The sequence below is a fragment of the Candidatus Skiveiella danica genome (assembly GCF_022705245.1).
Taxonomy (GTDB): domain Bacteria; phylum Pseudomonadota; class Gammaproteobacteria; order Burkholderiales; family Burkholderiaceae_C; genus Skiveiella; species Skiveiella danica.
The window spans coordinates 41858-56699 of record NZ_JAKJEW010000025.1; the positions used below are offsets into that span (position 1 = coordinate 41858).

Sequence of the window (14842 nt, forward strand, 5' to 3'; positions counted from 1 at the left end):
GGCCGGTCGGCCCGGTGGGGCCGCTTCATCTGCGGCCTTGTGCCCACCATACACCGACAGTATGAATCTGTCAGGGCGCTAGATCACACCGTCGAACATCATCACGTCGACCTCGTCGCCAATTGCCACGCTGCCCTGATCGTGGTGCAGCACGATCAGGCCGTTGCCCTGCACCATGGAACTCAGCACGCCCGAGCCCTGGTTGCCGGTGGTGCGCACTTGAAGCGTGCCGTCGGCCGCGGTGCTGACGGTGCCGCGCTGGTACTCGGTGCGGCCCGGCTTCTTGCGGATCGACTCCAGGCTTCGCGCCTTCAGTAGCGGCGATGGTGCCGAGGTGTTGCCCATCATGCACAGCAGGGCAGGGCGCACGAAGGCCAGGAAGGTGACCATCACCGCCACCGGGTTGCCGGGCAGTCCGAACAGGATGGCTGAAGAGGGAGGCAGATTGCTATCGTTTGGATAGCTGTTTGCGACCATTTCACGCTGGGGTGATGCCAATTTGTTGCCTGAAATGCGTCCCACAGCCATCGGACGGCCCGGGCGCATGGCAATGCGCCAGAACGCGACGTCGCCCAACTGCTTCATCATGGTCTTGGTGAAGTCCGCCTCGCCCACGCTCACGCCGCCGCTGGTGATGATGGCGTCGGCCTGCTGCGCCGCCCGGGTGAAGGCCGCCTCCAGCAGCGCGGGCTCGTCGCGCACCACGCCCAGGTCGATCACCTCGCAGCCCAGGCGCGTCAGCAGCCCGAAGACCGTGTAGCGGTTGCTGTCGTACACCGCGCCTTCGCGCGGCGGCTCGCCCAGGCTCAGGATCTCGTCGCCCGTCGAAAAATAGGCCACCTTGAGCCGGCGGAAGACCGGCACCGTCGCGATGCCCAGGCTGGCCAGCAGGCCGCAGGCCGCCGGCGACAGGCGCGTGCCTTGGGACAGGGCTGCGCGCCCGGCCATCAGGTCTTCGCCGAGTGCACGCCGGTTGTCGCCACGCTGCAGCAGCTTTGCCGGGATGGTGACGCGGTCGCCCGCAACCGTGGTGAACTCCTGCGGCACCACCGTGTCCAGCCCGGTGGGCATGATGGCGCCGGTCATGATCTTCACGCACTCGCCCGGGCCCACGGCGCCCTGCCAGGCCTTGCCGGCGAAGGCGGTGCCGATAACTTTCAATGCCAGCGGTGCATCTTTGCGCAATTGCGCGCCAACAAAGGCAAAGCCGTCCATCGCCGAGTTGTCGTGCGGGGGCACGCTGATCGGTGAGACCACGTCCTGCGCCAGCACGCGGTCGAGCGCAGCAAAGATGCTGACCGTTTCGGTCTGCGTCACCGGTTCAACCAGCTTTGCGAGGAATGCATTCACGTCGCTGGCGCGCAGGGCCTGCGGGTCGTAGCCCTGAAGTTCCGCGCCGATCTGTTCAAGCGTCTTCATCGGGTTTCCAGCGAATGCAGTTCGGCCAGGGTGTTGGCGTTGAAGAAGGCCCGGGGATCGTCATTGGGCTGATCAAAAGGCACGGTCACGGTCTTGTTCAGCGCGGTCCAGCGGTCGATCTTGCGCCCGCCCTCGTGGGTGAAGGCCACCAGGCTCTCCAGCAACTCGGCGCGCAGCAGGCAGAACACCGGCTGGGTGCGGATCTGGCCATCCTCCTCGCGGGCTGCTGCCATCGCAATGTCGGCGTTTTCGCGCCCCAGCGCATCGGCCAGGCGCACCGCCAGGTCGGGCGGAAACAGGGGCGTGTCGCAAGGCACGGTCATCAGGAAAGGGGTTTCGCAGCGCTCCAGTCCGGTCATGAAGCCGGCCAGCGGACCCGCGTAGTCGGGCAGCGAGTCGGGCCAGACCGGTGCGCCGAACGCCTCGTAGGCAGCCAGATTGCGGTTCGCGTTGATCATCACCTCGCCAATCAGGTCGCCTTGCTGCATCTGCAGGCGCAACAGCGTGTGCAACGCCAGCGGGGTGCCATTGAACGTCTGCAGCCCCTTGTCCACTCCCCCCATGCGCGTGCCGCGGCCGCCGGCCAGGACCAGCGCGGTGATGTCGTGTGCGTTGATCATTCAATTCCCGCTTCTAAGATGTCGTGTGCACCATTGGCCGCTGCCCGTTCAACCACCGATGTAGCTCATCTCGACGCGACGCGTCGCCGGGCCGGTGTCGGGTGTCAGCGTGCTGCGCAGTTCGGAGTACCGGTCGCTGCGGCCCTGCCAGATGGCGCCGATGGCCGAGGCGATGTCCTCGTCGCTGGCGCCGCCGCGAATCAGCGCGCGCAGGTCGTAGCCCTGACCGGCGAACAGGCACAGGTACAACTTGCCCTCGGTGGACAGGCGCGCCCGGTTGCAGTCTCGGCAGAAGGCCTGGGTCACGCTGCTGATCACGCCGATCTCGCCCAGCGCCGGGTCGTGCCGGCCGCGGGCGTCGGCGTAGCCCCAGCGCTCGGCGGTTTCTCCCGGGACCGAGGGGTCGAGCTGCACCAGCGGCAGCTCGGCACGGATCATCTTCACGACGTCGGCGCTGGGCAGCACCTCGTCCATGCGCCAGCCGTTGGTGGCGCCCACGTCCATGTACTCGATGAAGCGCAGCACGATGCCGGTGCCGCGGAAATGCCGCGCCATGCGCAGGATCTCATGCTCGTTGGTGCCGCGCTTGACCACCATGTTGATCTTCAGGCTGTGGCCGGGCTCACCCGAACCCAGCCCTGCTGCGCGCGCGGCCTCGATGCCTTCCAGCACGTCGGCCACGGGAAAGTCCACGTCGTTCATCGCGCGGAACACCGCGTCGTCCAGCCCGTCCAGGCTCACGGTCACCCGCTTCAACCCGGCCGCCTTGAGCGACTTCGCCTTGCGCGCCAGCAGCGAGCCGTTGGTGGTGAGTGTCAGGTCCAGCGGCTGGCCATCCGGCGTGCGCAGCGCGGCCAGCTGCTCGATCAGCACCTCGATGTTCTTGCGCAGCAGCGGCTCGCCGCCGGTCAGACGGATCTTGCGCACACCGTGGGCGACGAACAGTTTCGCCGTGCGGGTGATTTCCTCGAAGCTCAGCAGCGCGCCGTGTGGCAGGTAGGGGTAGTCCTTGTCGAACACCTCCTTGGGCATGCAGTAGTTGCAGCGGAAGTTGCAGCGGTCGGTGACGCTGATGCGCAGGTCGCTCAGGGGGCGGCCCAAGGCGTCGCTGAGCAGGCCGTCGGCAACGATGGGCTGCGCAGGCACGGGCGCCGCCAGCGAGGCGATGCGCTGGTCGACCAGAGGGATGACGCGTTCGGACATGCGGACAATTATGCCGGGGCACTTGCCCCTGACCGGCAGGGGGATTTGCCCTGCCGGCTCAGCGGGCGGCAGGCTTCAGCGCGACCTCGATCGCCTGAACCAGCTCGCGGCTTTGCGGTGTGACATTCGAGTCGAAGCTCTGCACCCGGCCGTCGGCACTGAGCAAGTATTTGTGGAAGTTCCACTGCGGGGCCTTGCCCGAGATGCGCACCAGCTGGGCGTACAGCGGGTCGCGCCGGATCGGCACGGCGAGCTTTTCGCCGACCGTGAAGGTCACACCGTAGTTCACCTGGCAGAACTCGGCAATCTGCTGGTTGCTGCCGCGCTCCTGGGCACCGAAGTCGTTCGCCGGCAGGCCGACGATGCGCAGGCCGTCACGGGCGTAGCGCTGGTTCAGCTTCTCCAGGCCTTCGTACTGCGGGGTGAAGCCGCATGCGCTGGCGGTGTTGACCAGCAGCACCGCCTTGGCGTCTAGCCGGCACAGATCGATCGGCGCACCGCCGACGATCGGGTTGACCTTGTAGCTGTCGAGCCCGGCGCAGAAGCCGGCGGCCTGGGCGCCGCCGGGTGCCAGCAGCAGCCAGGCGGCCAGGGGAAGGGCGAGGGTGGGTGCGCGGTTCATGCTGGCACTGTAGGGCACCGCCAGAAGCCCTGCCCGCAGGCATGTCATACGCAGCGAGCGCCGTCCACCTCGATGCACACGCCACTGATGAAGGACGCCTCGTCGCTGGCCAGGTACAGCGCGGCGTTGGCCACGTCCAGCGACGTGGAAAAACGCCCCAACGGAATGGTGGCGCGGAACTTCGCCATGCGTTCCTCGGTGAGCTCGCCGCCGGCAAACTCCGTGGCCAGCCCCGTGGTCGGGTTGAACACCGGGTTGATGCAGTTCACGCGGATGTTGTCCGGCCCCAGTTCGGCGGCCAGCGACTTGCTGGTGGTGATGACAGCGCCCTTGGAGCCGTTGTACCAGGTCAGGCCCGGGCGCGGGCGCACGCCAGCGGTGGAGGCGATGTTGATGAAGCTGCCGCCCCCGTTGGCCCTGAAGGCGGGCACGGCGTGAATGGTGGACAGATAGATGCTCTTCACGTTGACCGCGTAGCAGCGGTCGAACTCGTCCTCGCTGACCTCCAGCGCCGGGCGGTTGCGGTGCGTCCAGCCAGCGTTGTTGACCATCGCGTCGAGCTTGCCGTGGCGCTGCACAGCGGCGTTCACCAGCGCCTTGACCTCAGCGGATTTCGTTACGTCGGCCTTGAAGAAGGCCGCGTCGCCACCGGCGCGCAGGATTTCCTCGACCACCTTGTTGCCCAGCGCTTCGTTGATGTCATTGACGATGACGCGCGCGCCTTCGGCCGCCAGCCGCAGCGCGATGCCCTCGCCAATGCCGCCGCCGGCGCCCGTGACGATGATGGATTTGTTCTTGACTCGCATGCTGGAATCTCCTGTTTGCTTCTGAAGTGATAGCTGAAAATGACCCATCCACGCTGGGAAAAGGCCAGTTTGATTCAAATTACTGCCCGGGAAGGCGCCAAAGGGTGTCTGGAGCGCTCAGCCGTGCCTTATTGCCACGGTCTTCAGCGTGGTGAACCCCAACAGCGCCTCGAACCCTTTCTCGCGCCCGTAGCCCGATGACTTCACCCCGCCAAAGGGCAGTTCCACGCCGCCGCCGGCGCCGTAGTTGTTGATGAAGACCTGGCCGCTGCGCACGCGTTTGGCCATGCGGAACTGGCGCGCGCCGTCGCGCGTCCAGACGCCGGCGACCAGCCCGAACCTCGTGGCGTTGGCCAGTTCCACGGCATGGTCTTCATCGCGAAAGCGCATGGCCGACAGCACCGGGCCGAAAACTTCGTCCTGCGCCAGGCGGTGATTCACCGGCACATCACGCAGCAGGGTGGGCGCCTGGTAGAAGCCGGTCTCGGGTGCCTCGTCGACGATCTGGCCTTGCGCCACCATCGGGATGCCGGCCACCTGAGCATCACTCAGAAAATCCCAGACGCGCTGCTGCTGGCTCTGGCGGATCAGCGGGCCGACGTCCAGATCCAGGATGGCCGGGCCCACACGCAGCTTCTCAAAGGCCTTTCCCAGGCGCTCCAGGAGGGGCTCGTAGATCAGCTCGTCGATCAGCACGCGCGAGCCGGCGCTGCAAGTCTGCCCGGCGTTCTGCACGATGGCGTTGATGACCATCGGAATGGCGGCGTCCAGGTCGGCATCGGCGAAGATGATCTGCGGGCTCTTGCCGCCGAGTTCCAGCGTGACCGGGCAGTGGCGTTCCGCCGCCACCTGCTGGATGATCGTGCCCACGCCGGGGCTGCCGGTGAAGCTGATGTGGTCGATTCCAGGGTGGCGCGCCAAGGCGTCGCCGACCTCATGGCCGTAGCCGGTGACGATGTTGATGGCGCCGGCGGGGAATCCCACCTCGGCCGCGAGTTGCGCCACGCGGATCAGACTCAGGCAGGCGTCTTCCGCGGGCTTGACCACGCTGACGTTGCCGGCGGCCAGCGCGCCGCCCACGCTGCGTCCGAAGATCTGCATCGGGTAGTTCCACGGAATGATGTGGCCGGTGACACCGTGCGGTTCGCGCCAGGTCAGCACGCTGTAGCCGTCCTGGTAGGGGATGGTCTCGCCGTGCAGCTTGTCGCAGGCGCCGGCGTAGTACTCGAAGTAGCGCACCAGTGCCAGCGCATCGGCCTTGGCTTGCTTGGTGGGTTTGCCGCAGTCGCGCTGCTCGATGGCCGCAAGTTCGTCGGCGTGCTCGGCCACCTTGGCGGAGAGCTTCATCAGCAATCGCCCGCGCTCGGCGGCGCTGACCTTGCGCCAGACGGCATCAAAACACTGGCGCGCGGCGTGGACCGCGTCATCGATGTCCTGGGCGTTGCTGCGCTGGATCTCGTCGAAAACCTGCCCGTCGGAGGGGTCGATCACCGGGATCGTGCGGCCGGACGAGGAGGGCGTGGAGGCGTTGGCGATGTAATTGAGCTGCATGGCTTCATTTTGACGCAATCCCGCCCGGTCGGCGGTGTGCCGGGTGACCACAACGGGTTAGCATGAGCGGCCGCCAGGTTTGCGGACTCTCTCATGAGCATGCCTTCCCCCCATTCGTCGCCAGATGGCCCGCCCGGACAACCCGTTGTCCTGAGCCGCTTGCCGGCCAGCATCTGGGCGCTGGGCTTTGTCAGCCTGCTGATGGACGTATCGTCCGAGATGGTGCACAGCCTGTTGCCGTTGTTCATGGTGGGCTCGCTCGGCGTGAGCGTGGCCGTGGTCGGGCTGATCGAGGGTCTGGCCGAGGCCACGGCCTTGATCACCAAGGTGTTCTCCGGCGTCATCAGCGACTATGTCGGCAAGCGCAAGGTGCTCGCGGTGATCGGCTACGGGCTGGGCGCGCTGACCAAGCCGCTGTTTGCGCTGGCCACTGGCCCGGGGCTGATATTTTCGGCGCGCATGCTGGACCGGGTCGGCAAGGGGATTCGCGGTGCGCCCCGGGATGCTCTGGTGGCCGATATCACGCCGCCCGAGCAGCGGGGCGCCGCATTCGGCCTGCGCCAGGCGCTGGACACGGTCGGGGCCTTCGTCGGCCCTTTGATGGCGGTGGGCCTGATGTTGCTGTGGGCCAATGACTACCGGGCGGTGTTCGCCGTCGCGGTGATCCCGGCGGCGCTGGCCGTGCTGCTGCTGGTGGTGGGTGTGCGTGAGCCGCAGCGCGCGCCGGGGGCGCCACGGGTCAACCCGATTTCACGCGCCAACCTCAAACGCCTGAGTCCGGCCTACTGGTGGGTGGTGGGAATCGGAGCGGTGTTCACATTGGCGCGCTTTTCTGAGGCGTTCCTGGTGCTGCGGGCGCAGCAGACCGGCGTGGCCGTGGCGCTGGTGCCCCTGGTGATGGTGGCGATGAACTTGGTGTACGCGGCCAGCGCCTATCCGTTCGGCAAGCTGTCAGACCGCATGTCGCACACGCGGCTGCTGCTGGCGGGCCTGGCGGTGCTGGTGGCGGCCGACGCCGTGCTGGCGGCCAGCACGCACTGGGCGGTGATGCTGGTGGGCGTGGGCCTCTGGGGCGTGCACATGGGCATGACGCAGGGCCTGCTGGCGGCCATGGTGGCCGACGTGGCACCGATCGACCTGCGGGGCACGGCCTACGGCTTTTTCAACCTGGTGAGCGGCCTGGCCATGCTGCTAGCGAGTGTGGTGGCGGGGGCGCTGTGGGAGGTGTTTGGCGCAGCGACCACCTTCGGCGCGGGCGCGACCTTCAGTGTGCTGGCGATGGCGGGCCTTCTGGTGCGCCACCGGCGGCTGCAGCCCGCCTGAATTCCCGGTAATCAGATCTCGATGCCGGGGCGGTAGTCGGCGTCCGGCACGACCTTCCAGCGTCCCACGAAGGCGGCCAGCAGCAGGGCGGCGCAACCGGCCAGGATCACCGTGCCCCAGGCCTGTGCCCAGCCATGGTCGTAGGCTCCAAACAGGCTGACCCGGAAAGCCTTCACCACCCAGGTAAACGGCAGCCAGTGGTGCACCGTCTGGAACAGGCCGCCGCTGAGTTCGACCGGGATCACGCCGCCGCCGGCGGCCAGCTGCAGGGTCAGCAGCAGCACCGCCAAGAGCTTGCTGGCCTCGCCGAACACGCGCAGCAGCGCGAACAACATGGCCAGGAACACCCACGACGCCACCACCATGGTGAGCAGCAGGTTGACGGACGAGGGCGCCTGCACGCCCAGGCCGAAGACCAGCATCAGGTAGGCCAGCGCGGTTTGGAGCACGGTGACGCTGGCAGGCACCACAAATTTTCCGACGGCCAGGGCCAGGCGCGGTTCATGGGCCAGGCTGGCCGGCACCAGGTTGAGGTTGAACAGATAGGCGGCCATGACCGCGCCGATCCACAGCGCCACGGCCACCATGTTGGGCGCGAATGCGCTGCCGTTGTTCGGCACGGGGGCGAGGTTCTCCAGTTCGGGTTCGACCGAATCGGCCAGTCCGCGCGCGCTGCCGTCGAGCTTGTCCATCGTCGCAGGAAGGGCGGCGTCGAGCAGCTTGATGCCGGCGTACAGATGGTCGGCCCCGCTGGCCAGGGTCTTTCCGCCCGCAGCGAAGGCGTCAAGCTTGTCGTCGGCGGGCAGGCGTGACGCCATCGTTCGCACACCGCCGCCCATGGCGGCCAGGCCATCGGTCAGGCTGGCAACGCCGGCGTCCAGCTGCGTGGCCCCTTGAACCAGCTGGCTGTTGGCATCCCGCGCGCGCCCCAGACCCTCGCCGAGCAGGCTGGCGCCTGCGGCGAGATCGCCGGCACCCTTGGCCACCGTGCTTCCGTAGAAAGGGATGTCGGCGCTCTGGGTCTGCAGCAGGCGTGCCCCGTCCGTCAGGCGTGCCGCGCCACCCTGCAACTGCTCCAGGCCGGCGCCCAGTTCACGCTGGCCGGCCAGCAATTGCCTGGAGCCCGAAGCCAGTGCCTTCAGGTCCCCATCGGCGGGCAGGCGGGTCTCCAGGGTGCGCACGCCGGAGGCGACCTGGCTGAATCCGCCGGAAACCTGAGCGGCGGCTGCACTGTACTGGCCTGCGCCCTGCGCCAGCGTCCTGGCGCCGTTGCGCACCTGCTCCATGCCCGACTTCAGCCGCGCCAGGCTTTGCTGCGATCCGAGCGCGGTGGACAGCACCAGCTCCCAGCGCTTTTCGTTCAGGGTTTCATTGACCTGATGACCCAGCTCTGCCGCAAATCTTCGGGCAAAGCCTGCCGACGAGTAGTTGTTGCCCTCGGACAGGATCACGCGGATTTTGCCGCCGCCCGCCACAGCGCCCGGCACGGCCTGCGCGCTGAAATCTGCGGGAATGATGACGGCAAAAGCCAATTGGCCCGAGGCCACGGCCTGGCGCGCCGCTTCGGCATCGGTACCGGTCTGCCAGCCAAACATGCGTTTGCCGATCAACACCGCGCCGAGCTGCGAGCCGACGTTGATGTCGTGGCCCTGGTAGTGGATGCCCGCGTCCAGATTGACCAGTGCCACCGGCAATGCGCTCGTCTTGGCGTTGGGATCCCAGACGCTGGAGAGGTAGATCAACGCGTAGATCGCCGGCACGATCGAAACGCCCAGCACCGCCAGCCGCAGCATGCGCGAACCCCGTACCAACGCCAGATCGGCGCGCACTGCGCGCAGGGCGACAAGGAAGAAATGGAGCATGAAGCGTGACCCGGGGTTCGCCCGAGTCTAGTACGTGCCTGCGCGAGGCTTCAGCTGCGCTGGCCGACCACGGAATAGCTCGGTGCGTTCTCGCGCAGCCAGTTCTCGGACAGCGTGCTGTGCTGCTGCGCGGGATGGAAGCCGTTCTGGAACCAGGCGCGCCAGGGCTTGATGCTAGCGCGGATCATGCCTTGCGGGCCAAACAGGAAACGGGCCGCGCTCGTCCACGTGCTCCAGCGCCACAGCGTGCCGTCGCGCTGCAGGTTGTTCAGCGTCTGGCGCAGCGTATCGAACAGGAAGATGACCGTGACGCGGCGCATCCATTTCAGCCGCCAGTGCTCGCTGCCGCCCAGCGCCTGGTAGAGGTCGAAGGCGGTGCATTTGTGTTCGGCTTCCTCGGCGCTGTGCCACAGCCACAGGGTCTTCAGGCGGGGCTCGGTGCCGTCGAGGCACTCGGGGTGGCTGAGCATCCATTCGGCGAACAGGGCGGTGAAGTGCTCGTTGGCCGCGGTGATGGCCAGCCCGTGGCGGGGGTCCAGGCTGGTGATCAGGGCCAGCCGCTTTCGCGCGCGCGGCTCCCAGTCATTGACCAGGCCATGCTGTTGAATCTGCTCGTTGAACAGGGCGTGAATGCGCCGGTGCGTGGCCTCCTGGCCGATGAAGCCCTGCGCCTCGTCCTTGAAACGTGCCTGCTGCTCGGGCGGCAGGGCCTTCAGGCCGGCGCGCACCGAGTCGATGAAGAACTGTTCGCCGATCGGAAAGCTCATCGACAGCGCCCCGAAGAAGGCACTGCGAAACGCGTCGCCGCCACACCAGTGGCGTTGCACGGGGGATTCGAGATCGATCAGCAGGCGGCGGACAACAAGGTCGGTCATGGGGTGTTTCGGATCGGTTCAAGGGGGGGGGGGCAAGTCTGGATGGTACTTTAACGTACCAATTCCGGCCTGCAAGACCGGACCCATGTCAACAGCCGGCACCCGCGCCCCGCATGGCACATTACAGGTTCAACCCACGAAACGCGCACCGAGGCGCCATGCAAACCGAAGATTCGCCCGTTACCGACCACCGCACCCGCCTGCTGCAGGGACTTGCGCAATCCGTGGCGACCAAGGGCTATGCCGACACCACCATTGCCGACATCGTGCGTGAGGCGGGGGTGTCGCGCCGCACTTTCTACGAGCAGTTCGACGACAAGCCCTCGGCCCTGATTGCGCTGTACGAATCCGCCAGCCTTCGCGGCCTGCGCGTGCTGCGGGAATCCATAGACCCGGCCCGCGACTGGCAGACCCAGGTGGACCAGGCACTGAGCGCCTACCTGGGCAGCCTGGCGCAGAACCCGGTGCTGCTGCGCACGCTGTTCGTCGAGATTCTCGGCCTCGGGGCCACCGGCCTGGCCGCGCGGCGCCGCGTGCACGACCAGATGGCCGATTTCATGCTCGATGTGATCAATGCCGGGCGCGAACCCGCGCGCCTGGAGCGGCCGATGGCGCTGGCCGTGGTCGGCGGCATCCATGAGCTGGTGCTGCAGGCCATCGAGCAGGATCGGGCACAGGCCTTGCCGGACTTGTCGGCTGCCGCAGGGCGCCTGCTGTTGGCGGTAGTGCAGGGGCGGGCCGCCTGAGCGGAACCAGCCGCAATTTCAGCGTTTTAGTTGCCTTTTCCCAGCGTAAAATGGTCTTCGTTTGCTACGTTTATTGAAGCAATCTGCCGGCCCAACGTTCTTGAAAGGTTTCAACCGTGACCGCCTCTGCCACGTCCTCCACCGCTGACCGCCGCGGCCTGTTGTGCAGCCTGTTTGACGCGGCTGTCGCCGCGGCCCAGCCGGCCTTGTGCCTGCCACCGCACCTGCCGACCCGGCCCAAGGGCCGCACGATCGTCATCGGCGCGGGCAAGGCGTCGGCCGCGATGGCCCGCGCCCTGGAGGACCACTGGGACGGCCCGCTGGAGGGCCTGGTCATCACGCGCTACGGATACGAGGTGCCCTGTCAGCGCATTCAGATCGTGCAGGCCGCGCACCCGGTGCCCGATGCGGCCGGTCTGCGCGCCACGCAGCGCATCCAGGAACTCGTCAGCGGCCTCACGGCCGACGACCTGGTGATTGCGCTGATCTCCGGGGGCGGCTCCTCGCTGCTGGTGGCGCCGGGCGACGGCCTCACGCTGCAGGACAAGCAGGCCGTCAACACCGCGCTGCTGAAGAGCGGGGCGACGATCTCGGAGATGAACTGCGTGCGACGCCACCTGTCCGCGGTCAAGGGTGGGCGCCTGGCTGCCGCCTGCTACCCGGCGGTGGTGCTGACGCTGCTGATCTCCGATGTGCCGGGTGACAACCCGATCGACATCGCCTCTGGCCCCACCGTGGCCGACCCGACCACCTGCGCCAACGCGCGGGCCATCATCGACCGCTACCGCATCGAGCTGCCACCCGCCGTGCGCGCGCTGCTGCAGCGCGCAGAGGGCGAGAGCGTCAAGCCCGGCGATGCCAGGCTGGCGCGCGCCGAGACCCGCATGATCACCGCGCCCCAGATGGCGCTGGAAGCCGCTGCGCAGGTGGCGCGTGCGGCCGGTATCACGCCCTATATCCTGGGCGACAGCCTGGAGGGCGAGGCGCGCGACCTGGGCAAGGCGCTGGCCGGCATCGCGCGCCAGGTGGCGGTGCATGGCCAGCCGTTCCAGGCGCCGTGCGTGCTGTTGTCCGGCGGCGAGAGCACGGTGACCCTGCGTGGCCAGGGGCGGGGCGGGCGCAACGTCGAATTCCTGCTGGCGCTCGGCGTGGCGCTGGACGGATTGGCCGGCGTGTACGCGCTGGCCGGCGATACCGACGGCGTGGACGGGGCGGAAGAAATTGCCGGTGCGGTGCTGGCGCCCAACACGCTCGCGCGGGCCTGGGCGGCGGGTATCAACCCCGGCGCCAGCCTGGACGCCAACGACGGCCACGGCTTCTTCCAGGCGCTGGGCGATTCGGTGATCACCGGCCCGACGCTGACCAACGTGAACGATTTCCGGGCCATTCTGATCGAAGGTGGCGAAGGTGGCCCGGCGCAGCAGCCCTGAGGCCGCCTCACACATCAGAAGCCGGCCATCCCGGCGTGGGATGGTCAGTAACTGCTCCGGATTCAGAAGCAAAAAGACCCGCCGAAGCGGGTCTTTTTTTGTTGGGGCGCACGCGGCGCCCGGATTACTTCGCGGCCGAGGCAGCGGACGCTGCGGTGTCGGCCGCCGGCGCGGCAGCGGGTGCCGCGGCCGGAGCGGGGGCCGCGGGCGCCGGGGCGGTCACGGCCGGGGGCGTTGCGACCGCCGGGGCATGCGCGGCGGCCGCGTCGCCCGAATGGAACTTCACCACCAGCGGCACGATCAGCAGCGCCACGATGTTGATGATCTTGATCAGCGGGTTGACGGCGGGGCCGGCGGTGTCCTTGTAGGGGTCACCCACGGTGTCGCCGGTCACGGCGGCCTTGTGCGCCTCGCTGCCCTTGCCGCCGTGGTGGCCGTCTTCAATGTACTTCTTGGCGTTGTCCCAGGCGCCGCCGCCGGTACACATCGAGATCGCCACGAACAGGCCGGTCACGATGGTGCCCATGAGCAGGCCACCGAGCGCCTTCGGACCGAGGATCAGGCCGACCAGGATCGGCACCACCACCGGCAGCAGCGACGGGATCATCATTTCCTTGATCGCGGCCTTGGTCAGCATGTCCACGGCCACGCCGTATTCGGGCTTGGCCGTGCCTTCCATGATGCCCTTGATCTCGCGGAACTGGCGGCGCACTTCGACCACCACCGATCCCGCAGCGCGGCCGACGGCCTCCATGGCCATGGCGCCGAACAGGTAAGGGATCATGCCGCCGATGAACAGGCCCACGATCACCATCGGGTCGCTCAGGTCGAAGCTGATCGCGCGTCCGTAGCTTTCCAGCTTGTGGGTGTAGTCGGCGAACAGCACCAGTGCGGCCAGACCGGCCGAGCCGATGGCGTAGCCCTTGGTCACCGCCTTGGTGGTGTTGCCCACGGCATCCAGCGGGTCGGTGATGTCGCGCACGCTGGCGGGCATCTCGGCCATCTCGGCAATGCCGCCGGCGTTGTCGGTGATCGGGCCGTAGGCGTCCAGCGCCACGACGATGCCGGCCATGCTCAGCATGGAGGTGGCCGCCACGGCGATGCCGTACAGGCCGGCCAGCGAATAGGCGGCGATGATGGCGATGCAGACGAACAGCACGGGCCAGGCGGTGGAGCGCATGGACACGCCCAGGCCGGCGATGATGTTGGTGCCGTGACCGGTGGTGGAGGCCTGGGCGATGTGCTGCACCGGCGAGTACTGCGTGCCGGTGTAGAACTCGGTGATCCAGACCAGGGCGGCCGTCAGCACCAGGCCGACGGCGCAGGCGCCGAACAGCTTGATCTGGCTGCCGCTGGCGGTGATCGCGTTGTCGGGGATGATCCACATCGTCACGCCGTAGAAGGCGATCAGCGACAGCACGCCGGCCACGGCCAGGCCCTTGTACAGGGCGGGCATCACGTTGGTCATGCCCGGCGAGGCCTTGACGAAGAAACAGCCGATGATGGAGGCAATGATGGACACGCCGCCCAGCGCCAGCGGGTACATCACGGCGCTCATCGGGTTCGTGGCCACCAGCAGGGCGCCCAGCACCATGGTGGCGATCAGTGTCACGGCGTAGGTTTCGAACAGGTCGGCAGCCATGCCGGCGCAGTCGCCCACGTTGTCGCCCACGTTGTCAGCGATCACGGCGGGGTTGCGCGGATCGTCCTCGGGGATGCCGGCTTCCACCTTGCCCACCAGGTCGGCGCCGACGTCAGCGCCCTTGGTGAAGATGCCGCCGCCCAGACGCGCGAAGATCGAGATCAGCGAGGAGCCGAAGGCAAAGCCGATCAGCGGGTTCAGCAGGTCGGCGAGTTTCTTGTCCGGGGTCAGGTTGCCATTGCCGACCAGGAACCAGAAGAAACCGGCCACGCCCAGCAGGCCCAGGCCCACCACCAGCATCCCGGTGATGGCGCCGCCGCGGAAGGCCACGTCCAGAGCCGGGCCGATGCCACGGGTGGCGGCCTGCGCGGTGCGCACGTTGGCGCGCACCGAGACGTTCATGCCGATGAAGCCGCAGGCGCCGGACAGAACCGCACCGATGATGAAGCCCACGGCGGTCTTGCCGTCCAGGAAGACGCCGATCAGCACCGCCAGCACGACGCCGACCATGGAGATGGTCTTGTACTGCCGGGCCAGGTAGGCCGCCGCACCGGCCTGGATGGCGGCCGCGATCTCCTGCATGCGGGCATTGCCCGCGTCCTGGGAAAGAATCCATCCACGGGCCCAGAAACCGTAAATCACGGCAATGAGACCGCAGACAAGCGCCAGAATGAGCGCCGAGTTGCCTGTCATGTATTACTCCTCGAGTCGTTGTTTCGCGTGGAAGGGGCTCAACGCCGTGG

General features: G+C 67.6%; 12 protein-coding genes. 3 read left to right on the forward strand and 9 right to left on the reverse strand.

Going from position 1 to position 14842, the window contains the following annotated elements; genetic code table 11:
- Positions 1–78 precede the first annotated feature (78 nt).
- The 6 genes from glp to ACMUOY_RS14525 all read right to left on the reverse strand — a co-directional run bounded on the left by glp (position 79) and on the right by ACMUOY_RS14525 (position 6221).
- Entirely contained in the window at positions 79–1419 is a 1341-nt protein-coding gene (gene glp / locus ACMUOY_RS14500) for a gephyrin-like molybdotransferase Glp (protein WP_413893439.1), read from the reverse strand.
- A complete protein-coding gene (gene mobA / locus ACMUOY_RS14505; RefSeq protein ID WP_413893440.1) occupies positions 1416–2039 on the reverse strand; it encodes a molybdenum cofactor guanylyltransferase in 624 nt (207 codons plus the stop codon). Before mobA ends, glp begins: the two co-directional genes overlap by 4 nt.
- A 48-nt stretch (positions 2040–2087) precedes the next feature.
- On the reverse strand, positions 2088–3242 hold the full coding sequence (moaA, locus tag ACMUOY_RS14510) for a GTP 3',8-cyclase MoaA (protein WP_413893441.1): 1155 nt from the start codon (positions 3240–3242) through the stop codon (positions 2088–2090).
- Between the two features lie 58 nt (positions 3243–3300).
- Positions 3301–3864, reverse strand: coding sequence for a glutathione peroxidase (locus ACMUOY_RS14515; RefSeq protein ID WP_413893442.1), 564 nt, complete (start codon positions 3862–3864; stop codon positions 3301–3303).
- Between the two features lie 44 nt (positions 3865–3908).
- A complete protein-coding gene (locus tag ACMUOY_RS14520; RefSeq protein ID WP_413893443.1) occupies positions 3909–4670 on the reverse strand; it encodes an SDR family oxidoreductase in 762 nt (253 codons plus the stop codon).
- Between the two features lie 117 nt (positions 4671–4787).
- Positions 4788–6221, reverse strand: coding sequence for an aldehyde dehydrogenase family protein (locus tag ACMUOY_RS14525; protein ID WP_413893444.1), 1434 nt, complete (start codon positions 6219–6221; stop codon positions 4788–4790).
- A gap of 99 nt (positions 6222–6320) precedes the next feature.
- On the opposite strand from ACMUOY_RS14525, the gene ACMUOY_RS14530 reads away from it, so the two are divergent.
- Entirely contained in the window at positions 6321–7544 is a 1224-nt protein-coding gene (locus tag ACMUOY_RS14530) for an MFS transporter (RefSeq protein ID WP_413893471.1), read from the forward strand.
- 11 nt (positions 7545–7555) lie between these two features.
- On the opposite strand, the gene ACMUOY_RS14535 is transcribed toward ACMUOY_RS14530, so the two are convergent.
- Both ACMUOY_RS14535 and ACMUOY_RS14540 read right to left on the reverse strand, forming a co-directional pair.
- Positions 7556–9406 carry a YhgE/Pip domain-containing protein gene (locus ACMUOY_RS14535; protein ID WP_413893445.1) on the reverse strand — a complete coding sequence of 617 codons (1851 nt, stop codon included), beginning with the start codon at positions 9404–9406 and terminating at the stop codon, positions 7556–7558.
- 50 nt (positions 9407–9456) lie between these two features.
- Complete coding sequence (locus tag ACMUOY_RS14540) at positions 9457–10281, reverse strand: metal-dependent hydrolase (protein ID WP_413893446.1); 825 nt, start codon at positions 10279–10281, stop codon at positions 9457–9459.
- A gap of 158 nt (positions 10282–10439) precedes the next feature.
- On the opposite strand from ACMUOY_RS14540, the gene ACMUOY_RS14545 reads away from it, so the two are divergent.
- Both ACMUOY_RS14545 and ACMUOY_RS14550 read left to right on the forward strand, forming a co-directional pair.
- Positions 10440–11027, forward strand: coding sequence for a TetR/AcrR family transcriptional regulator (locus tag ACMUOY_RS14545; protein ID WP_413893447.1), 588 nt, complete (start codon positions 10440–10442; stop codon positions 11025–11027).
- A gap of 116 nt (positions 11028–11143) precedes the next feature.
- Positions 11144–12457 (forward strand): glycerate kinase type-2 family protein, encoded by a 1314-nt coding sequence (locus ACMUOY_RS14550; RefSeq protein WP_413893448.1) that lies wholly within the window; start codon positions 11144–11146, stop codon positions 12455–12457.
- A gap of 124 nt (positions 12458–12581) precedes the next feature.
- Here ACMUOY_RS14550 and ACMUOY_RS14555 read toward each other — a convergent pair whose 3' ends face one another.
- Entirely contained in the window at positions 12582–14792 is a 2211-nt protein-coding gene (locus tag ACMUOY_RS14555; protein ID WP_413893449.1) for a sodium-translocating pyrophosphatase, read from the reverse strand.
- Positions 14793–14842: the final 50 nt, after the last annotated feature.